The 20,369-nt window shown below is 72.2% G+C and carries 15 protein-coding genes; 8 read left to right on the top strand and 7 right to left on the bottom strand.

Annotated elements, in window-relative coordinates; translation table 11 throughout:
• The first annotated feature begins 5 nt into the window (after positions 1–5).
• From trpM to lgt, 5 genes are all read left to right on the top strand, one after another.
• On the top strand, positions 6–293 hold the full coding sequence (gene trpM / locus RV986_RS38405; RefSeq protein WP_475921786.1) for a tryptophan biosynthesis modulator TrpM: 288 nt from the start codon (positions 6–8) through the stop codon (positions 291–293).
• A 170-nt stretch (positions 294–463) separates the two neighbouring features.
• Positions 464–1,756 carry a tryptophan synthase subunit beta gene (gene trpB, locus RV986_RS38410; RefSeq protein ID WP_475921787.1) on the top strand — a complete coding sequence of 431 codons (1,293 nt, stop codon included), beginning with the start codon at positions 464–466 and terminating at the stop codon, positions 1,754–1,756.
• Positions 1,753–2,568, top strand: coding sequence for a tryptophan synthase subunit alpha (gene trpA, locus RV986_RS38415; RefSeq protein WP_475921788.1), 816 nt, complete (start codon positions 1,753–1,755; stop codon positions 2,566–2,568). The genes trpB and trpA overlap by 4 nt, the downstream gene beginning before the upstream one ends.
• Positions 2,569–2,711: 143 nt before the next feature.
• Positions 2,712–3,488 carry a DsbA family protein gene (locus RV986_RS38420; protein ID WP_475921789.1) on the top strand — a complete coding sequence of 259 codons (777 nt, stop codon included), beginning with the start codon at positions 2,712–2,714 and terminating at the stop codon, positions 3,486–3,488.
• Between the two features lie 86 nt (positions 3,489–3,574).
• The gene (gene lgt, locus RV986_RS38425; RefSeq protein ID WP_475921790.1) at positions 3,575–4,789 is read left to right on the top strand and encodes a prolipoprotein diacylglyceryl transferase; all 1,215 of its coding nucleotides are present in this window, start codon (positions 3,575–3,577) and stop codon (positions 4,787–4,789) included.
• Between the two features lie 73 nt (positions 4,790–4,862).
• On the opposite strand, the gene RV986_RS38430 is transcribed toward lgt, so the two are convergent.
• The 7 genes from RV986_RS38430 to RV986_RS38460 are packed head-to-tail and all read right to left on the bottom strand — an operon-like array spanning position 4,863 to position 12,934.
• Complete coding sequence (locus tag RV986_RS38430) at positions 4,863–5,699, bottom strand: HpcH/HpaI aldolase/citrate lyase family protein (protein WP_475921791.1); 837 nt, start codon at positions 5,697–5,699, stop codon at positions 4,863–4,865.
• On the bottom strand, positions 5,696–6,955 hold the full coding sequence (locus RV986_RS38435) for a CaiB/BaiF CoA transferase family protein (protein WP_475921792.1): 1,260 nt from the start codon (positions 6,953–6,955) through the stop codon (positions 5,696–5,698). Before RV986_RS38435 ends, RV986_RS38430 begins: the two co-directional genes overlap by 4 nt.
• Positions 6,952–7,938 (bottom strand): ribokinase, encoded by a 987-nt coding sequence (locus RV986_RS38440; RefSeq protein WP_475921793.1) that lies wholly within the window; start codon positions 7,936–7,938, stop codon positions 6,952–6,954. Before RV986_RS38440 ends, RV986_RS38435 begins: the two co-directional genes overlap by 4 nt.
• The gene (locus RV986_RS38445) at positions 7,935–9,371 is read right to left on the bottom strand and encodes an ADP-ribosylglycohydrolase family protein (RefSeq protein ID WP_475921794.1); all 1,437 of its coding nucleotides are present in this window, start codon (positions 9,369–9,371) and stop codon (positions 7,935–7,937) included. The genes RV986_RS38440 and RV986_RS38445 overlap by 4 nt, the downstream gene beginning before the upstream one ends.
• Positions 9,359–10,531 carry an ADP-ribosylglycohydrolase family protein gene (locus RV986_RS38450; RefSeq protein WP_475921795.1) on the bottom strand — a complete coding sequence of 391 codons (1,173 nt, stop codon included), beginning with the start codon at positions 10,529–10,531 and terminating at the stop codon, positions 9,359–9,361. The genes RV986_RS38445 and RV986_RS38450 overlap by 13 nt, the downstream gene beginning before the upstream one ends.
• Before the next feature lie 7 nt (positions 10,532–10,538).
• Complete coding sequence (locus RV986_RS38455; protein ID WP_475921796.1) at positions 10,539–11,780, bottom strand: ADP-ribosylglycohydrolase family protein; 1,242 nt, start codon at positions 11,778–11,780, stop codon at positions 10,539–10,541.
• Complete coding sequence (locus RV986_RS38460; protein ID WP_475921797.1) at positions 11,777–12,934, bottom strand: ADP-ribosylglycohydrolase family protein; 1,158 nt, start codon at positions 12,932–12,934, stop codon at positions 11,777–11,779. Before RV986_RS38460 ends, RV986_RS38455 begins: the two co-directional genes overlap by 4 nt.
• Positions 12,935–13,181: 247 nt before the next feature.
• Here RV986_RS38460 and RV986_RS38465 point away from each other — a divergent pair, with 247 nt between their 5' ends.
• From RV986_RS38465 to RV986_RS38475, 3 genes are all read left to right on the top strand, one after another.
• Positions 13,182–13,913, top strand: coding sequence for a VIT1/CCC1 transporter family protein (locus tag RV986_RS38465; protein WP_475921798.1), 732 nt, complete (start codon positions 13,182–13,184; stop codon positions 13,911–13,913).
• Positions 13,914–14,277: 364 nt separating this feature from the next.
• A complete protein-coding gene (gene gltB, locus RV986_RS38470; RefSeq protein WP_475921799.1) occupies positions 14,278–18,903 on the top strand; it encodes a glutamate synthase large subunit in 4,626 nt (1,541 codons plus the stop codon).
• Positions 18,896–20,356 (top strand): glutamate synthase subunit beta, encoded by a 1,461-nt coding sequence (locus RV986_RS38475; protein ID WP_475921800.1) that lies wholly within the window; start codon positions 18,896–18,898, stop codon positions 20,354–20,356. The genes gltB and RV986_RS38475 overlap by 8 nt, the downstream gene beginning before the upstream one ends.
• Positions 20,357–20,369: the final 13 nt, after the last annotated feature.

The raw sequence follows: 20,369 nt of genomic DNA on the forward strand, positions 1-20,369 counted from the left end.
CCCCGGTGCACACCGCCTCCCGCGCCACCGCCGCCACCCGTCCGGGCCCGCGCCCGGACGGTGGACCGGCGTGCGTGCGGGCGGCAGCCGCCGCCGGGTCGCGCAATCCCTACGCCCGCCTGGCCCGCGGCTGCAGGCCGCGTGGCTGCCGGGCGCCGGCCCGCCGTGTCCATGGGCGCCGGGTCCGCTATGTCATCGGCGACGAGCCGGGACAGGTCAACGGCATGCGATGGCCCGGGCGCGCACGCGCGCTCGCGCCTTCTCCGGACTCCTTCACCTTTCGGCTGCACTGAGCTCCACTGAGCCGCACCGAGCGGCATCGAGCTGCACCGAACTGAGCTGAGCGGGTCCACTCCGTGGGGTCCGTACGGGTTCCCCGCCAGACGCGGCGCGCCTGTGCATCTGGTGAACGTGACCCCTGTCCGACCTGCAACCGGGGCTGTCGCCCCTGCGAGGTAACCGCATGCCCAGCGAGTTCTTCATTCCCGACCCCGAGGGTCAAGTGCCCAGCGCCGAGGGCTACTTCGGCGCGTTCGGCGGCAAGTTCATCCCGGAGGCGCTGGTCGCCGCCGTGGACGAGGTCGCCGTCGAGTACGACAAGGCGAAGGCGGACCCGGAGTTCGCCCGCGAGCTCGACGACCTGCTCGTCAACTACACCGGACGCCCGAGCTCACTCACCGAGGTGTCCCGCTTCGCCGAACACGCCGGCGGCGCCCGGGTGTTCCTGAAGCGGGAGGATCTCAACCACACCGGCTCCCACAAGATCAACAACGTGCTCGGCCAGGCCCTGCTGACCAAGCGCATGGGCAAGACCCGCGTCATCGCCGAGACCGGCGCGGGCCAGCACGGCGTCGCGACAGCCACCGCCTGCGCGCTCTTCGGCCTTGAGTGCACGATCTACATGGGGGAGATCGACACCCGGCGCCAGGCCCTCAACGTGGCCCGTATGCGCATGCTCGGCGCCGAGGTCATCGCCGTGAAGTCCGGCTCCCGCACCCTCAAGGACGCCATCAACGAGGCGTTCCGGGACTGGGTGGCGAACGTCGACCGCACCCACTACCTCTTCGGGACCGTCGCCGGTCCGCACCCCTTCCCCGCCATGGTCCGCGACTTCCACCGGGTCATCGGGGTGGAGGCCCGGCGGCAGATCATCGAGCGCGCCGGCCGTCTCCCCGACGCCGCCGTCGCCTGCGTCGGCGGCGGCTCCAACGCCATCGGTCTCTTCCACGCCTTCATCCCGGACGCGGACGTACGCCTCGTCGGCTGCGAGCCCGCCGGACACGGAGTCGAGAGCGGGGAGCACGCCGCGACCCTGACCGCCGGTGAACCCGGGATCCTGCACGGGTCGCGTTCGTACGTCCTGCAGGACGAGGAGGGGCAGATCACCGAGCCCTACTCGATCTCGGCGGGGCTCGACTACCCGGGCATCGGGCCCGAGCACTCCTATCTCAAGGACACCGGCCGCGCCGAGTACCGCGCGGTCACCGACGACGCGGCCATGCAGGCACTGCGCCTGCTCTCCCGTACCGAGGGCATCATCCCGGCGATCGAGAGCGCCCACGCGCTCGCCGGGGCCCTGGAGGTCGGCAAGGAGCTGGGCAAGGACGGGCTGATCATCGTCAACCTGTCCGGCCGCGGCGACAAGGACATGGACACGGCCGCCCGTTACTTCGGTCTGTACGACACCGGCGCCGACGCCGTCGTCGAGGCGGATGCCGACAGCGGGAACGCCGAGATCGAGGGGGACGTCAAGTGAGCGGCAACATCCAGCTGTTGAGCGACACCCTCGCCGCGGCGAAGGCGGAGGGGCGCGCCGCCCTCATCGCGTACCTGCCGGCCGGCTTCCCGACCGTCGACGGCGGGATCGCGGCCGTCAAGGCCGTCTTCGAGGGCGGCGCGGACATCGTCGAGGTGGGGCTGCCGCACAGCGACCCCGTCCTCGACGGGCCCGTCATCCAGACCGCCGACGACATCGCCCTGCGGGGCGGCGTCAAGATCGCCGACGTCATGCGTACGGTCGACGAGGCACACCGGGCCACCGGCAAGCCCGTACTCGTGATGACGTACTGGAACCCGATCGACCGCTACGGCGTCGAGCGCTTCACCGCCGAGCTGGCGGAGGCGGGCGGGGCCGGATGCATCCTGCCCGACCTGCCCGTCCAGGAGTCGGCGCTGTGGAGGGAGCACGCCGAGAAGCACGGGCTCGCGACCGTCTTCGTCGTCGCGCCCAGCAGCAAGGACGCCCGGCTCGCCGAGATCACCGCGGCGGGCAGCGGGTTCGTGTACGCCGCCTCGCTGATGGGGGTCACGGGGACCCGGGAGTCGGTGGGGGCCCAGGCCCAGGATCTGGTGCGGCGCACCAAGGCCAGCACCGAACTGCCGGTCTGTGTCGGACTCGGCGTGTCCAACGCCACTCAGGCCGCCGAGGTGGCCGGCTTCGCCGACGGTGTGATCGTCGGCTCGGCCTTCGTGAAGCGGATGCTGGACGCGCAGGACGAGGCCGCGGGGCTCGACGCCGTACGCGCACTCGCGGGCGACCTGGCGAAGGGCGTGCGCGGCACGGTGTGAGACGCCTCCCGATGCGGGTGGGACGCTCGCCGATGTGGGTGGGACACCTCCGGTTGGGTACGTAACGGACAATCCGCTCACTCGAACGGGTGGACCTGGGACCGGGGAGGCGCGCTGCGCCTCCCCGGTTCGTTCTGCCGGTTGTGAGCGAGAAGAACCGTGACGGAAAGCGCACCGCCCGCGAGCGGATTGCGGTCGAGCGAGAGAAGCAGAAGGCCGCGGACAGGCGTCGCCGGGCGCTGATCGTGGGCGCGTCGGTGGTGTGCGTCCTGGGTCTGGCCGGAGTGGTGGGCGTCCTGGCCGCCAACGCAGGCAAGGACAAGAAGAGCGCCGCGTCGGGCCCGGTCACGTCGCCCTCGGGTGCGACCGGCAAGGACGGCCTCGCGATTCCCGTGGGCAAGGACAGCGCCAAGTCGACCCTCACGGTCTGGGAGGACTTCCGCTGCCCGGCCTGCCAGGCCTTCGAGGTTTCCTACCGTCCGACGATCAAGGAGCTGGTGGACGCGGGCCGGCTCAAGGTCGAGTACCACCTGGTCACGCTCATCGACGGGAACACGAGAGGCAGCGGCTCCCGGCACGCGGCCAACGCCGCCGCCTGCGCCCAGGACGCGGGCAAGTTCGCCGCGTACCACGACGTGCTGTACGACAACCAGCCCCAGGAAACCAGCGACGACTTCAAGAACGACAGCAAGCTCATCGAGCTGGCGGGCAAGGTCGACGGCCTCGACACGCCGGCCTTCCGGAAGTGTGTCACCGACGGCACGCACAACAGCTGGGTCGTGAAGTCGAACGACGCCTTCCAGACCAGCGGTTTCAGGGGCACGCCGACCCTGCTGCTGGGCAGCCGGAACATCTCCGCCGACCAGACGATGACCCCGGCGAAGCTCAAGCAGCTGGTCGAGGCGGAGAACAAGGGCTGAGCCCCGCCGGTGACGGGCCCCGTTATGGACCCGTAGCCGGGCTGCCTGCCGTGGGTCCGGTCCGGCAGGGTAGCGTCGACCCTGCCATGAAACTTGCCTACATTCCCAGCCCGTCGCACGGTGTGCTGCACCTCGGCCCCGTTCCGCTGCGCGGCTACGCGTTCTGCATCATCATCGGTGTCTTCGTAGCCGTCTGGCTCGGCAACAAACGCTGGATCGCCCGGGGCGGACGGCCCGGCACGGTGGCCGACATCGCGGTGTGGGCCGTGCCGTTCGGCCTCGTCGGCGGTCGGCTGTACCACGTGATCACGGACTACGAGCTGTACTTCAGCGACGGCCGTGACTGGGTGGACGCCTTCAAGGTGTGGCAGGGCGGCCTCGGCATCTGGGGAGCGATCGCACTCGGTGCGGTGGGCGCGTGGATCGGCTGCCGCCGACGCGGCATCCCGCTCCCCGCCTGGGCCGACGCCCTCGCACCCGGCATCGTCTTCGCGCAGGCCATCGGGCGCTGGGGCAACTGGTTCAACCAGGAGCTGTACGGCAAGGCGACGGACGTCCCCTGGGCGCTGCACATCACCTCCTCGACCGACGGGCGCGTGCCGGGGTACTACCACCCGACGTTCCTCTACGAGTCCCTGTGGTGCGTCGGCGTCGGCTTCCTCGTCATCTGGGCGGACCGCCGCTTCACCCTGGGCCACGGGCGGGCGTTCGCGCTGTACGTCGCGGCGTACTGCGTGGGCCGCGGCTGGATCGAGTACATGCGCGTCGACGACGCCCACCACATCCTGGGCCTGCGTCTCAACGACTGGACCGCGATGGTGGTCTTCCTCCTCGCGGTGATCTACATCGTGCTGTCCGCGCGGCTGCGGCCGGGGCGCGAGACGGTCGTGGAGCCCGCGGGCGATGCCTCGGAAGGGGCCGCCGCGGACGGGACCGCCTCCGGCGAGGGCGGGAGCGGGTCCGAGGACCAGTCCGACGGTGACGCCGTCGCTCTCGACAAGAAGGCCGACGCCCTCGGCAAGAAGGACGACGACACGGCCGACGGCAAGGCGGACACGAAGACCGACGGCAAGAAGCTCGACAAGCTCGACAAGCTCGACAAGAAGGCGGACACCGAGACGGCCGAGTCCGACGCGGCCGCCGAGTCCGACGTGCCCACGCAGGCCAAGGAATCCGCGGTGGCCGAGGAGCCCGTGAAGCCCTCGGAGCCCGAGGAGCCGGTGGGGTCCGTGGGGTCCGTGGAGTCCGTGGGGTCCCTGGACTCGGCGAAGGGTGAGGCCGAGTCGGCCAAGAAGGGCTGAGTCCTTCCGGTACGTCGAAGGGGGCGCCGCGTCCGAGGATGCGGCGCCCCCTTCGTGTGCCCGGCCAGGAGCGCTACCTCCGGCGGGCCAGCGCCAGCGTGCGATGGGCGCCCGCCACGACCGCCGCGTCCACGAAGCGGCCGTCGGGGAGGGCCTGGGCGCCCGGCTCGGTGCAGGCGGCCTCGATGATGACCTCCGCGGTGTCGATCTCGGCCGGGGTCGGGAGATAGGCGCGTTCGATCACCGGGAGCTGGCGGGGGTGGATGGCCGCGCGGCCGAGGAAGCCCAGGGTGCGCCCGTGGGCGCAGGAGGCGGCCAGGCCTTCCAGGTCCCGGATGTCCGGGAAGATCGACTGGGTGGGCGGCGCGAGGCCGGCGGCCCGGGCGGCGACCACGATCCGGGCGCGGGCCCAGTCCAGGCCCGCGTCCTCCCGAACGCCCAGGTCGGCCCGGAGATCCGCCTCCCCCAGCCCGATCCCGCGCACCGCGGGGTGGGCCGCGGCGATGGTGAAGGCGTGTTCGACACCGAGGGCGGTCTCCAGGAGGGCGTACAGGGGGATCGCGCCTCCCTCGGCGGGGGCGGCGTGTTCCGCGACCCGTACGACGTCGGAGGGGGAGATCACCTTGGGCAGGCGCAGGCCGGAGAGGCCGGGGAGCGGGGAGAGCGTCTTGAGGTCGGCCTCGGCGAGCGGGCCGTCCAGGGCGTTCACGCGGACGTGGACCGGGACCGGGGGAGGGTTCGTGAGCAGTTCCGCGGTGGCGGCGCGGGCGTACTCCTTGCGGTGCGGGGCGACCGCGTCCTCCAGGTCGATCAGGACGATGTCCGCGCCGCAGACGAGGGCCTTGGCCACCACCTCCGGGCGGTCCCCGGGGGCGTACAGCCAGGTGAGCGGGAGGGCCGGGATCCTCATAGGGCGCCTTCCGATCTGAGGGTGGTGATCTCGGCGTCGGACAGGCCGAGTTCGCCCAGGACCGCGTCCGTGTCGGCGCCGTGCGGGCGGCCCGCCCAGCGGATCCCGCCGGGCGTGTCGGAGAGCCGGAAGAGGACGTTCTGCATGCGCAGGGGGCCGAGTTCGGGGTCGTCGACGGTGGTGACCGTGTCCAGGGCGGCGTACTGCGGATCGGTCATCACATCCCGTACGTCCTGGATCGGCGCCACCGCCGCCTGCGCCTTCTCGAAGGCCGCCAGGACCTCGGCGCGGCTGTGCCGGGCGATCCACGCGCCGACCGCCTCGTCCAGGACGTCCGTGTGGCGGGCCCGGTCCGCGCCGGTCGCGAACCAGGGCTCCTCGATCAGCTCCGGGCGCCCGACCAGCCGCATCAGCCGCTCGGCGATCGACTGGGCGGAGGTCGAGACGGCGACCCACGAACCGTCCGCCGTGCGGTAGGTGTTGCGGGGCGCGTTGTTCGCGGAGCGGTTGCCGGTGCGGGGCTGGACGTGGCCCAACTGGTCGTACCAGAGCGGCTGCGGGCCGAGCACGGTGAGGATCGGCTCGATGATCGCCATGTCGACCACCTGGCCGTGGCCCGATGCGTCGCGGGCCCGGAGCGCGGTCATCACGGCGTACGCCGTCGCGAGACCCGCGATCGAGTCGGCCAGGCCGAAGGGCGGCAGGGTCGGGGGCGCGTCCGGTTCGCCGGTGATCGCCGCGAAGCCGCTCATCGCCTCGGCGAGGGTGCCGAAACCGGGGCGGTGCGCGTACGGCCCGAACTGGCCGAATCCGGTGACGCGGGCGAGGACCAGACGGGGGTTGGCGGCCGACAGCTCCGCCCAGCCGAGGTCCCACTTCTCCAGGGTGCCGGGGCGGAAGTTCTCGATGATCACATCCGCGGTGGCGGCGAGGCGCAGGAGGGTGGTGCGCCCGCCGGGTCTGGACAGGTCGAGGGTGATGGTGCGCTTGTTGCGGCCGAGGAGTTTCCACCACAGGCCGATGCCGTCCTTCGACGGGCCGTGGCCCCGGGACGGGTCGGGCTTGGCCGGGTGCTCGACCTTGACGACCTCCGCCCCGAAGTCGCCGAGCATGGTGGCGGCGAGCGGCCCGGCGAAGAGGGTGGCGAGGTCGAGGACGCGCAGGCCGTGGAGCGGGCCGGGCTCCGCGGACGGCCGCCGCGTGGACGGTCGCTGTGTGTCGGGCCGTCGCGTGTACGGCTCTGTGTGCCCGCTCATGACGTGTGCCGTGTGGGCGAGGCGGCCTGGGCGTCGATCTCGGAGCGGTACGGCATCGAGGACGAGGCGCCGACCCGCTGCACCGACAGTGACGCCGCCGTCGACGCCCAGGCGAGGGCGGCGGGCATCGGCCGGCCCTCGGCGAGTTCCCCCACTCTCGGCTTCGCTCGAGCGGGGGGACCCCCACCCGCGAGGGTGCCGGCGAACGTGTCGCCCGCACCGGTCGAGTCCACGGCGGTGACGCGGGGCGCGGGCACGGTGAGGGGTTCGGCGCCCCGGGCCGCGTACAGGCTGCCGGCCGCGCCCAGGGTGACGACGACCTCCGGCACCTGGTTGAGCAGCAGGGCGGCCGCCTTGCGGGGGTCGGGGGCGCCGGTCAGCGCGGCGGCCTCGTGCTCGTTGGGCACCAACAGGTCGATGGAGGCGAGGAGTTCGGGCGGCAGGGACTGTACGGGGGAAGGGGTCAGGATGGTCCGGACGCCGTGGCGGCGCGCGGCCTCGGCGCCGGCGAGAACGGCGTCCATCGGGATCTCCAGCTGCAGCAGCAGCGCGTCGGCACTGGCGATGAGGCCCTCGTCGCCGGGGGCGAGGTGGTCGACGGTGCCGTTGGCGCCGGGGACGACGACGATCGCGTTGCCGCCCTCGTCGTCCACCACGATGTGCGCGGTGCCGGAGGGGCCCTCGGTGGTGCGCAGGTGATCGGTGTCCACGCCCATGGGGGTCCCCCCTGCTCGAGCGAAGCCGAGAGCTTGGGGGAGCTCCAGGGTCGTACGGAGCTGGGAGCCGAAGGCGTCGGCGCCCACCGCGCCGATCATCGACACATCGGCACCGGCGTGGGCCGCGGCCACCGCCTGGTTGGCGCCCTTGCCGCCGGGGATCGTACGGAACTCCCGTCCCGTCACGGTCTCTCCGCGCTGCGGGGCCTTCGCGACGTACGCGACGAGGTCCATGTTCGTGCTGCCGAGCACGGCGATATGGGTCATGGGTGACGGGTCTCCCGGTGCGTGAGCTGGTGGGCCAGCCGGTGGGTCAGCTGGGCGAGGGTGTCGAAGCCGATGCCGTCGAAGTCGGCGACGGAGGTGGCGAGCCGGTTCTTGAGGGGGGCGGTCCAGCGGTCGGGGAGCGCGGTGGGGGTGCCGGCGAGCAGGCCCGCGACGCTGCCCGCCGTCGCGCCGTTGGAGTCGGTGTCCCAGCCGCCGGACACCGCGCGGCAGATGGAGCCGGAGAAGTCGCCGTCCGCGTGGGTGAGGGCGGCGGCGATCAGGGCGGTGTTGGGGACGGCGTGGACCCAGTGGTAGGTGCGGTGGGTGGCGTGCAGCTCGTCGACGACCGTGTCGAAGTCGGCGGTGGTGCGGGCGAGACGGACGGCGTGGGTGACCGCCCCGGCCAGCCGGGAGGCGGGGGGTACGACGGTGAGACCGGTGCGGAGGCAGGCGTGGACGTCGCTGTCGCCGGTGGCCGCCGCGGCGATGGTGGCCGCCGTGAACATCGCCGCGTACACGCCGTTCGCGGTGTGGGTGAGGGTGGCGTCGCGGTGGGCCTGTTCCGCGGCGGCTCCCGGGTCGCCGGGGTTGGTCCAGCCGTGTACGTCGGCGCGGATCAGGGCGCCGATCCATTCGCGGAAGGGGTTGCGGTGGCGGGCCGTGTGCGGGGGCTCGATGCCGGTGAGGAGGTTGCGGTAGGCGATGCGTTCGGCGGTGAAGGTGCGGCCGGCGGGGAGTTCGTCGAGCCAGAGGCGGGCCACGTCGGTGGTGGTGAAGCGGGTGCCGTGGCGCTGAAGCAACAGGAGGTTCAGGAGGGGGTAGTTGAGGTCGTCGTCCTCGGGCATGCCGTCGATGTTCTCGGCGAGGGAGGTGGGGGCCGAGCGTCTGTTCCAGGGGTGGGTGCGAAGGAGCTCGGCGGGGACTCCTCGGGCGGTGAACCAGGTGTGCAGGGGCCAGTTGCCGGTGGCTCGGGCCAGTCGGCGGATGCCGTCCAGGGGGAGCTTTTCCACCGGTTTGCCGAGGAGGCATCCTGCGGCTCTGCCCAGCCAGGCGGCCTCCAGGCCTTCCCGGGTGGGGGCCGAGGGGGGCGCGCTCACCGGCGCCGACCGGCCGCCTGCCGCGGGGCGGGTGCCGCCTCCCGCCGGGGGCGAGGGCCAGTCCGGGCAGTGGGCTCTGATCCCTGCGAGGTCCGTCGGCTCCGTGTCCGCCAACGCGTTGGGCAGCTCCGCCAGTTCGTCCAGGAGGTCCCGGGCCAGTGTGCGCACATACCGCGAGGCCGCGGTCGCGGACGCGCCCGCGCGCGGTGGGGCCTCCGGACCGCCGACCGCGCGCCAGCGGGCGGCGATCGCCTCCGGTGCGCGGCCGTCCTGGTGGGCCTGGGCGAGTTCGTGGCCGAGGAGGTCCTCCGGTTGGACCCAGGTCAGTCGGAGCACGGCGGGGTCCCCGTCAGCTCGGCGTACGCCGACTCGTGGGCACGGCGGCGGCGTACGTCCCGTTCGAAGATCTCCCGGGCCACCGCGGTGAGGGCCGCCGCCGGGGCGTGCAGGTCCAGACGGCTGGACTCGGCGACCGTCTTGGCCCAGTCGTGGGGGACCTCGGAGCCGAGGGCGCCGGCGAGGGCGCCGGCCATGGTGGCGATGGAGTCGCAGTCGCGGCCGTAGTTCACCGAGCCGAGGACCGCGTGCCGGTAGTCGCCGCCGGCCACCACCAACATGCCCAGGGCGACGGGGAGTTCCTCGATGGAGTGCAGACGGGAGGGGCGGCGGGCGCCGAGGGACGGGGCGCGGTAGTCCGGGCCCACCGTGTCGTAGGGCGTCACCGCCTCCCGGAGCGGGCGCAGCGCCGACTCGAAGTCCGTGTGCCGGGCGGCGACTTCGCAGACCGCCTCGACGGCCGACCGGGTGCCGTCCTTCGCCACCGACAGACAGGCCGCCACGACCGAGTCCGGGGTCGACCCGGGCGCGCACGCCGCCGCGACGCCCGCCGCGAAGACGCCCGCCGCCTCCCGCCCGTACGACGACTGGTGGGCGCCCGCGATGTCGAGCGCCTCGGCGTAGGCGCCGGCCGGGTTGGCGGCGTTGACCAGGCCGACGGGCGCCATGTACATCGCGGCGCCGCAGTTGACGATGTTGCCGGTGCCCGCCTCCCGGGGGTCCACATGGCCGTAGTGGAGGCGGGCCACCAGCCACTTCTCGGCGAGGAAGACGCGTTGGAGGGGGAGCGCCTCGGCCTCCAGCTCCGGGATCCAGCGCGGGTTGGTCATCAGGTCGGGCACCAGGTGCCCGGCGACGGCGTAGGCGTCGAGGTGGTCGCGGACGGTGGCGTACACCCGTACCAGCGCGTGGGTCATCAGGGTGTCGTCGGTGACGTGCCCGTCGCCCTTGTGGTACGGGGCGATGGGGCGGGCGGTGCGCCAGGCGTCGCCGTTCCAGGGGCCGACGACGCCGTGGACGCGGCCGCCGTGCCGTTCGGTGATCTGCTCGGGGGTGTAGCCCTCGACGGGGCCGCCGAGCGCGTCGCCGACGGCGGCTCCGACGAGCGCTCCGGTGATCCGTTCGTCGAGGGTTGCCGATCCTTCTCCTTTGGGCGTCATGCCCGAATCATCCCTCTGGGGTGGCCAGTCCCGTCGCTTCCAGCAAGTCGGCGAGTCCGACGAGGTCGGTGCCGGTGAGACGGGGGAGCGCGCACCCCGACAGGACACGGCAGGCGTCGCGCCAGGAGGCCGGGATCGCGGCGCCGCCGCCGAGCGCGCCGGTGAGCGCGCCCGCCAGGGCCGGGGCCGAGTCCGCGACCCGGGACAGACAGGCGGCGGCCGGCACCGCCTCCGCGATCCGGCCGCGCGCGGCGAGGGCGAGGGCGAGGGCGACCGGGACGGTCTCCGCCGCCGCGATGCCGTAGCTGTAGACGTGGTCGACGATCTGGTGCTCCAGCAGGGGGACCAGGGCGAAGGTGTCCGCGCTGGCGCGGGCGAGCTTCAGCGCGTGCCGGGCGTTGCGGCCGATCTCCGTCGCCTTGGGCAGTTCGGCGAGGGCGGCGTCCACGCAGGCCTCGACATCGGCCCCGGCGAGGGCGAGCGCGAGGGCGGCGGCCATGGCGCGGGCGCCGTGCACACCGTCGCCGTCCTGGGTGTAGCGGGCGTCGAACTCGGCGAGCTCGGCGGCGAGTCGGGGGTCTCCCGGGTGCGCCACGGCGAGCACACAGGCCCGTACGCAGGCCGCGTCGTCGAAGTAGTGGGGGTTGTCGTGGCCGGTGGCGGGCGGGCGCAGACCGGTGGCGAGGTTGCCGAGCCCGGCCCGTACGGAGATCCGGGCGCGCAGCGGGAGCAGCGCGGACTCGACCTCGGGGGCGCGTTCGGCGGCCGCGGCGACCTCGCTGGCGACGGCGTTCCAGGACAGGTCGATGGACGCCCGCATCCGGCGCTCCCGGCTCAGATCGCCGAGCGCGCTGCTGTCCCCGCCGCGCAGGACGGCCTCCGCCGCGAAGGCCGCCCATTCCGCGTCGTCCGACGGGCCGAGCCGCAGTGGTTCCGGCGGCTGGTTCAGGGCGATCGGCACGGGCAGCGTCGTGGTCGCGTTCTGTTCCGCGAACGTGTCCAGCTCACGGGTCAGCCGGCGGGTCCACTCGGGCATGCGGGCGGCGCGGTGCCGGGCGGCGGGCCAGCCCGCGGCGTCGCCCGCCGCGAGGCCGAGGAGGAGGCCCTCGATACGGCGGGGGCGCGCGTCGGGGGCGGGGACGCCGGCCTCCGCGTCCGGTTCCGCGTCCGGGTCCGCCACCGGTCTGCCGAGGTCGGGCGCCGCGGCCGACCCGGCACCGGGTTCGTCTCCCACCAGTCCGGGTCTCATGGCTGCACCTCGTCGTCATCGGTGATCAGGACGTAGTCGCCGGCCAGGGTGTACAGGTCCGGGGGCGGGGCCAGGGGTGGGGTCGGCGTCAGAGAGCCGGGGTCGCGTACGAGTCGTACCCGGTCCCGTGCCGGGCCCCTGGTCCCCCACTTTCCGTCGTCCCCCGGCGTCAGCAGCTCCGCCACGTCCAGTACGTGGTGGCCCGCCATGGAGGGGAGGCAGCTGCCGCGCGCCGGGCCGATGGCGGCCGCCCAGGGGGCCGGGATCGAGGTGGCACCCCGGGTCGCGCCCGCCAGCGCGCCCGCCACCGCCGCCGTGGTGTCGGCGTCGCGGCCCATGTTGACGGCGGTGAGGACGGACTCGGTGAAGTCCCCGTCGGCGGCGGCGTACGCCCCGAAGGCGAGGGCGACGGCCTCCGGGGCCAGGTCCGTCCAGGGGTAGCCGCCGATGACGACCGCGGAGCGGACCGCGCGTTCCCCGCGGTGGGCGACCGCGACCGCGCGGCGCAGCGAGCGGGCCGTCCAGGAGTCGTCCGGGACCACGGCCAGCGCGGAGGCGACCACCGCGATCGTGGAGGCCCCCGCCATCGCCGCCGCGACGCCCGCCGCGACCGCCTGGCCGCCGTAGATGCCCTCGCCGTCGTGGCTCACCGAGCCGTCGATCGCCACCAGCCGGGCGGCCTCCGCCGGACGGCCCGCCGCGAACACGCCGAAAGGGGCCGCGCGCATCGCCAGGCCGTCGCTCCAGGCGTGCCGGTGCTGGGCCGAGATGGGTGCCGCCAGACCCCGGCGCAGGTTCTCCAGGGTGCCGCGCTCGCTGAAGCCCGCGCCGCGGAACGGACCCTCGTCGCGGTCCGCGATCCACTGGTGCCAGGCCGACTCGACATGCGTCACGGTGAGCGCCGAACCGTGCCGGGCCAGCAGCAGCCCCGAGAAGATCGCGTACTCCGTGTCGTCCGTGCCGGCCGGGTGCTCGGTGACGTAGCCCGTGATCCGGCCCCATTTCGCACGGATCTCCGACGGCTTCATGTTCTCGGCGGGCGCGCCCAGCGCGTCCCCGACGGCGAGACCGAGCAGCGCGCCGCGCGCCCGATCGCGGAGACCGGCGGCGTCCCCGGGGGCCGGGACGGAGGGAATGCAGGCGATGGAAGCCATACGGTGCCTCTCCTCTCAGGGCGCAGAGCCCTTTGGGGATGTGTCCCACCGCAGGGGCCCGGGAGAGCCTCGCGCGGCCCCGCATTCACCCGGTCGACATCTGTGCGGGCTCATACACGGATGAGCACGAAAGGGTAAAGCCGCAGGTTAGCCCAGCCTTTCCTTGCTGGCGAGCGGGAAATTACCGGCGTACTTTTGGAGTTGTCAAAAAGTAGAAACAGTCCAACCGCACCACTGGGGGACCGGTATGTCCATCATCGACACCAAGGCGACACTGCACGAGGCGCACCGCGACAACCACACCCACCGGGATGTGAACGGCGGATGGCTGCGCCCGGCCGTGTTCGGCGCGATGGACGGGCTCGTGTCCAACCTCGCCCTGATGACGGGTGTCGCGGGCGGGTCCGTCTCCCACCGGACGATCGTCATCACCGGGCTCGCGGGCCTGGCCGCCGGCGCCTTCTCCATGGCCGCCGGCGAATACACCTCCGTCGCCTCCCAGCGCGAACTCGTCGAGGCCGAACTCGACGTCGAACGCCGGGAGTTGAGAAAGCACCCGAAGGACGAGGAGCGCGAGCTCGCCGCGCTGTACGAGGCGCGCGGCGTGGAACCCGCGCTCGCCCGCGAAGTGGCCGGACAACTCTCGCGCGACCCCGAGCAGGCCCTGGAGATACATGCCCGCGAGGAGCTCGGCATCGACCCGGGCGACCTGCCCTCCCCGGCCGTCGCCGCCGTGTCCAGCTTCGGCTCCTTCGCCCTGGGCGCGCTGCTCCCCGTACTGCCGTATCTGCTCGGTGCGACCGTCCTGTGGCCCGCGCTGCTGCTCGCGCTGATCGGGCTCTTCGCGTGCGGCGCGATCGTGGCCCGGGTGACGGCTCGATCCTGGTGGTACAGCGGAATCCGGCAGCTCGCGCTCGGCGGTGCCGCGGCGGGTGTGACCTACGTCCTGGGCGGTCTGTTCGGTACCGCCGTAGGATGATGGCCGAGCACTTATGCAAGGGACTGCATAAGTAGCCGTTACTCGCTGGTTTCGATCGCTTAACCACTGGGCATGAGCCGTAAGCGCCGTGGGCAATGAGGCCTGCGCCGCGTCAGCACGGTGAGCGACGTTGCCCGCCGAGCTCCGGGCCCACGGGCATTGATCTGTCCGCTTAGGTCCCCTTAACTCCACCGTCGTGCGCGGTACCCCCACGCCACCCCTCGGTGTCCGCATGCTGGAACGTAGTATCCGGTTCCCGAGAAGCATTCCATCATGTAACCTGCACGAAATTTTGCACCTTTCAGCAGAGGGCCAACGTCGTCCCTCGGCAATCGCATATGCCACGACGACGACGGGAGAGCCGATGCGTACGCCGCGCCAGCCGTCCCAGCACTCCGCGAATGGCCAGAAGTGGTCCTTCATGGATGCTCGCCCTGCTGCGCAGGGTATGTACGACCCCCGCAACGAGCACGACGCCTGCGGCGTCGGCTTCGTGGCCACCCTCACCGGTGAGGCGAGCTACGCGCTGGTCGAGCAGGCGCTCACCGTGCTGCGCAACCTGGAGCACCGGGGTGCCACCGGCGCCGAGCCCGACTCGGGCGACGGTGCGGGCATCCTGTCCCAGGTCCCCGACGCGTTCTTCCGTGAGGTGGCCGAATTCGAGCTGCCCGCGGCCGGCGCCTACGCGGTCGGCATCGCCTTCCTGCCCGAGGAGGGCATCGAGGACGCCGTCTCACGGATCGAGACGATCGCCGCCGACGAGGACCTGACCGTCCTCGGCTGGCGCCAGGTGCCCGTCGCCCCCGAACTCCTCGGCGCCACCGCCCGCTCCACGATGCCCGCCTTCCGGCAGATCTTCGTCACGGACGGCGCCTCGACCGGCATCGACCTGGACCGCAAGGCGTTCGTGCTGCGCAAGCGCGCCGAGCGCGAGGCCGGTGCCTACTTCCCCTCGCTCTCCGCCCGCACCATCGTGTACAAGGGCATGCTGACCACCGGCCAGCTGGAGCCCTTCTTCCCGGACCTGTCCGACCGCCGCTTCGCCTCCGCGATCGCGCTCGTGCACTCCCGGTTCTCCACCAACACCTTCCCGAGCTGGCCGCTCGCCCACCCGTACCGCTTCGTCGCGCACAACGGCGAGATCAACACGGTCAAGGGCAACCGCAACTGGATGAAGGCCCGCGAGTCCCAGCTCGTCTCCGACGCGTTCGGCTCCGGCGACAACGGACACGGCGGGGGCAAGGGCCTGGAGCGGGTCTTCCCGATCTGTACGCCCGAGGCGTCCGACTCCGCCTCCTTCGACGAGGTGCTGGAACTCCTCCACCTCGGCGGCCGCTCGCTCCCGCACTCCGTGCTGATGATGATCCCGGAGGCGTGGGAGAACCACGACTCCATGGACGCGGACCGCCGCGCCTTCTACCAGTTCCACGCCACGATGATGGAGCCCTGGGACGGCCCGGCCTGCGTCACCTTCACCGACGGCGTCCAGGTCGGCGCGGTCCTCGACCGCAACGGTCTGCGCCCCGGCCGCTACTGGGTCACCGACGAGGGCCTCGTCGTCCTCGGCTCCGAGGTCGGCGTCCTCGACATCGACCCCGCGAAGGTCGTCCGCAAGGGCCGCCTGCAGCCAGGCAAGATGTTCCTCGTCGACACCGCCGAGCACCGCATCATCGAGGACGACGAGATCAAGGCCGCCCTCGCCGTCGACAAGCCGTACGCGGACTGGCTGGAAGCCGGCGAGATCGAGCTCTCCGACCTGCCCGAGCGCGAGCACATCGTGCACACCCACGCCTCGGTCACCCGCCGCCAGCAGACCTTCGGCTACACCGAGGAAGAGCTGCGCGTCATCCTCGCGCCGATGGCCAAGAGCGGCGGCGAGCCGCTGGGCTCCATGGGCACGGACTCCCCGATCGCGGCCCTGTCCGCGCGCCCTCGCCTGCTCTTCGACTACTTCACCCAGCTGTTCGCGCAGGTCACCAACCCGCCGCTGGACGCGATCCGCGAGGAGCTCGTCACCTCGCTGCGCTCCTCGCTGGGCCCGCAGGGCAACCTGCTGGAGCCGACCGCCGCGTCCTGCCGCAGCGTCACGTTGCCCTTCCCGGTGATCGACAACGACGAGCTGGCCAAGCTCATCCACATCAACGCCGACGGCGACATGCCCGGCATGAAGGCCGCGACGCTGTCCGGTCTGTACCGGGTCTCCGGCGGCGGCGACTCGCTGGCCGCGCGCATCGAGGAGATCTGCTCTGAGGCCGACGCCGCCATAGACAACGGCGCCCGTCTGATCGTCCTCTCGGACCGGCACTCCGACGCCGAGCATGCGCCGATCCCCTCGCTGCTGCTCACCGCGGCCGTCCACCACCACCTCATCCGCACCAAGCAGCGCACCCAGGTGGGCCTGCTGGTCGAGGCGGGCGACGTCCGCGAGGTCCACCACGTGGCCCTGCTCATCGGCTTCGGCGCCGCCGCGGTCAACCCCTACCTGGCGATGGAGTCGGTCGAGGACCTGGTCCGGGCCGGCACCTTCCTGACCGACATCGAGCCCGAGCAGGCCATCCGCAACCTGATCTACGCGCTCGGCAAGGGCGTCCTCAAGGTCATGTCCAAGATGGGCATCTCGACCGTCGCCTCCTACCGCGGCGCCCAGGTCTTCGAGGCCGTCGGCCTCGACCAGGCCTTCGTCGAGAAGTACTTCAGCGGCACGGCCACGAAGATCGGCGGCGCCGGCCTCGACGTCGTCGCCAAGGAGGTCGCGGCACGGCACGCCAAGGCCTACCCGGCCTCCGGCATCGCCCCGGCCCACCGGGCCCTCGACATCGGCGGCGAGTACCAGTGGCGCCGCGAGGGCGAGCCGCACCTGTTCGACCCGGAGACGGTCTTCCGCCTCCAGCACTCGACGCGCTCCGGCAGCTACGACATCTTCAAGAAGTACACCGACCGGGTGAACGAGCAGTCCGAGCGCCTGATGACGCTCCGTGGCCTGTTCGCCTTCACGTCCGACCGGCAGCCGATCCCGATCGACGAGGTCGAGCCCGTCTCCGAGATCGTCAAGCGCTTCTCCACCGGCGCCATGTCGTACGGCTCCATCTCCAAGGAGGCGCACGAGACCCTCGCCATCGCCATGAACCAGCTGGGCGGCAAGTCCAACACCGGTGAGGGCGGCGAGGACGCCGACCGGCTCTACGACCCGGCCCGCCGTTCGTCGATCAAGCAGGTCGCCTCCGGCCGCTTCGGGGTGACCTCCGAATACCTGGTCAACGCCGACGACATCCAGATCAAGATGGCGCAGGGCGCCAAGCCCGGCGAGGGCGGCCAGCTGCCCGGCCACAAGGTCTACCCCTGGGTCGCCAAGACCCGGCACAGCACCCCGGGCGTGGGCCTCATCTCCCCGCCCCCGCACCACGACATCTACTCCATCGAGGACCTGGCCCAGCTGATCCACGACCTGAAGAACGCGAACCCGCAGGCGCGGATTCACGTGAAGCTGGTCTCGGAGGTCGGCGTCGGCACGGTCGCCGCGGGCGTCTCCAAGGCACACGCGGACGTGGTGCTCATTTCCGGCCACGACGGCGGTACGGGCGCCTCCCCGCTGACCTCGCTGAAGCACGCGGGCGGCCCCTGGGAGCTCGGCCTCGCCGAGACCCAGCAGACGCTGCTGCTCAACGGCCTGCGCGACCGCATCGTCGTACAGACCGACGGCCAGCTGAAGACCGGCCGTGACGTCGTCATCGCCGCGCTGCTCGGCGCCGAGGAGTTCGGTTTCGCGACCGCGCCGCTCGTCGTCTCCGGCTGCGTCATGATGCGCGTCTGCCACCTCGACACCTGTCCGGTCGGCATCGCCACCCAGAACCCGGTGCTGCGCGAGCGCTTCGCCGGCAAGGCCGAGTACGTCGTGAACTTCTTCAAGTTCATCGCCGAAGAGGTCCGCGAGATCCTCGCCGAGCTGGGCCTGCGCACCATCGAGGAGGCCGTCGGCCACGCCGAGAACCTCGACGTGGAGCGGGCGATCACCCACTGGAAGGCGCAGGGCCTGGACCTGTCCCCGCTCTTCCACGTGCCCGAGCTGCCCGAGGGCGCGGTGCGCCACCAGGTCATCGCGCAGGACCACGGCCTGGAGAAGGCGCTCGACAACGAGCTGATCAAGCTCGCCGCCGACGCGCTCGCCGCGAACTCGCAGGCCGACGCCCAGCCGGTGCGCGCCCAGGTCGCGATCCGCAACATCAACCGCACGGTCGGCACCATGCTCGGCCACGAGGTCACCAAGAAGTTCGGTGGCGCGGGGCTGCCCGACGACACCATCGACATCACCTTCACCGGCTCCGCGGGCCAGTCCTTCGGCGCCTTCCTGCCGCGCGGTGTCACGCTGCGCCTGGAGGGCGACGCCAACGACTACGTCGGCAAGGGCCTCTCCGGCGGCCGGGTGATCGTCCGTCCCGACCGGGGCGCCGACCACCTCGCCGAGTACTCGACGATCGCGGGCAACACCATCGCGTACGGCGCGACGGGCGGCGAGCTCTTCCTGCGCGGCCGCACCGGCGAGCGCTTCTGCGTCCGCAACTCCGGCGCGACGGTGGTCTCCGAGGGCGTGGGCGACCACGGCTGCGAGTACATGACCGGCGGTCACGCGGTCGTGCTGGGCGAGACGGGACGCAACTTCGCGGCCGGTATGTCCGGCGGCATCGCGTACGTCGTCGACCTGAACCGCGACAACGTCAACGTCGGCAACCTGGGCGCCGTCGAGGCGCTCGACGACACCGACAAGCAGTGGCTGCACGACGTGGTGCGCCGCCACCAGGAGGACACCGGCTCGACCGTCGCCGAGAAGCTCCTGGCCGAGTGGGACAGCCCCGATGGAGGTGCGGCCCGCTTCAGCAAGATCATCCCCAGCACGTACAAGGCAGTGCTCGCCGCCAAGGACGCCGCCGAGCGAGCCGGACTCTCCGAGTCCGAGATCACCGAGAAGATGATGGAGGCGGCGACCAATGGCTGATCCCAAGGGCTTTCTGACCCACGGCCGCGAGGTCGCCAGGACCCGTCCGGTCGCCGAGCGGGTCAAGGACTGGAACGAGGTCTACGTCCCGGGCTCGCTGCTCCCGATCATCTCCAAGCAGGCCGGCCGTTGCATGGACTGCGGCATCCCGTTCTGCCACAACGGCTGTCCGCTGGGGAACCTGATCCCCGAGTGGAACGACTACGCCTACCGCGAGGACTGGTCCGCCGCCTCGGAGCGTCTGCACGCCACGAACAACTTCCCGGAGTTCACGGGTCGGCTGTGCCCGGCCCCGTGCGAGTCGGCGTGTGTGCTCGGCATCAACCAGCCCGCCGTGACCATCAAGAACGTCGAGGTCTCGATCATCGACAAGGCGTGGGACACGGGCGATGTCGCCCCGCAGATCCCCGAGCGCCTGTCGGGCAAGACGGTCGCGGTCATCGGCTCCGGGCCCTCCGGTCTGGCCGCCGCCCAGCAGCTCACCCGGGCGGGCCACACGGTCGCCGTGTACGAGCGCGCCGACCGCGTCGGCGGCCTGCTGCGCTACGGCATCCCCGAGTTCAAGATGGAGAAGCGGCACATCAACCGCCGTATCGAGCAGATGCGCGCGGAGGGCACCCGCTTCCGTACGGGCATCGAGATCGGCCGCGACCTCAAGGCGACGGACCTGCGCAAGCGGTACGACGCCGTGGTCATCGCCGCCGGTGCGACGACCGCGCGTGACCTCCCGGCCCCCGGCCGCGAGCTCAAGGGCATCCACCAGGCCATGGAGTACCTGCCGCTGGCCAACAAGGTGCAGGAGGGCGACTACGTGGCGCCCCCGATCACCGCCGAGGGCAGGCACGTCGTGGTCATCGGCGGCGGCGACACGGGCGCGGACTGCGTGGGCACCGCCCACCGCCAGGGCGCGGCCTCGGTCACCCAGCTGGAGATCATGCCGCGACCGGGCGAGGAGCGGAACCCGGGCCAGCCCTGGCCGACGTTCCCGATGCTCTACAAGGTCACCTCCGCGCACGAGGAGGGCGGCGAGCGGGTCTACTCCGTCAACACCACCCACTTCGAGGGCGACGAGGACGGCAACGTCCAGTGGCTGCACCTCGTCGAGGTCGAGTTCGTCGACGGCAAGCTGACCCAGAAGCCGGGCACGGAGCGCAGGATCCCCGCCCAGCTGGTGACGCTGGCCATGGGCTTCACCGGGACCGACGTGGAGAACGGCCTGGTCTCGCAGTTCGGCCTGGAGCTCGACGCGCGCGGCAACATCGCCCGTGACGCCGATTTCGCGACCAACGTCCCCGGCGTGTACGTCGCCGGTGACGCGGGCCGCGGCCAGTCGTTGATCGTCTGGGCCATCGCGGAGGGCCGCTCGGCCGCCCGCGGGGTCGACCGCTTCCTCACCGGAGCGAGCGACCTGCCGGCCCCGATCCGCCCCACGGACCGTTCCCTGATGGTCTGACGGCCACAAGGGG

It is taken from the genome of Streptomyces sp. RLA012 (assembly GCF_056270325.1).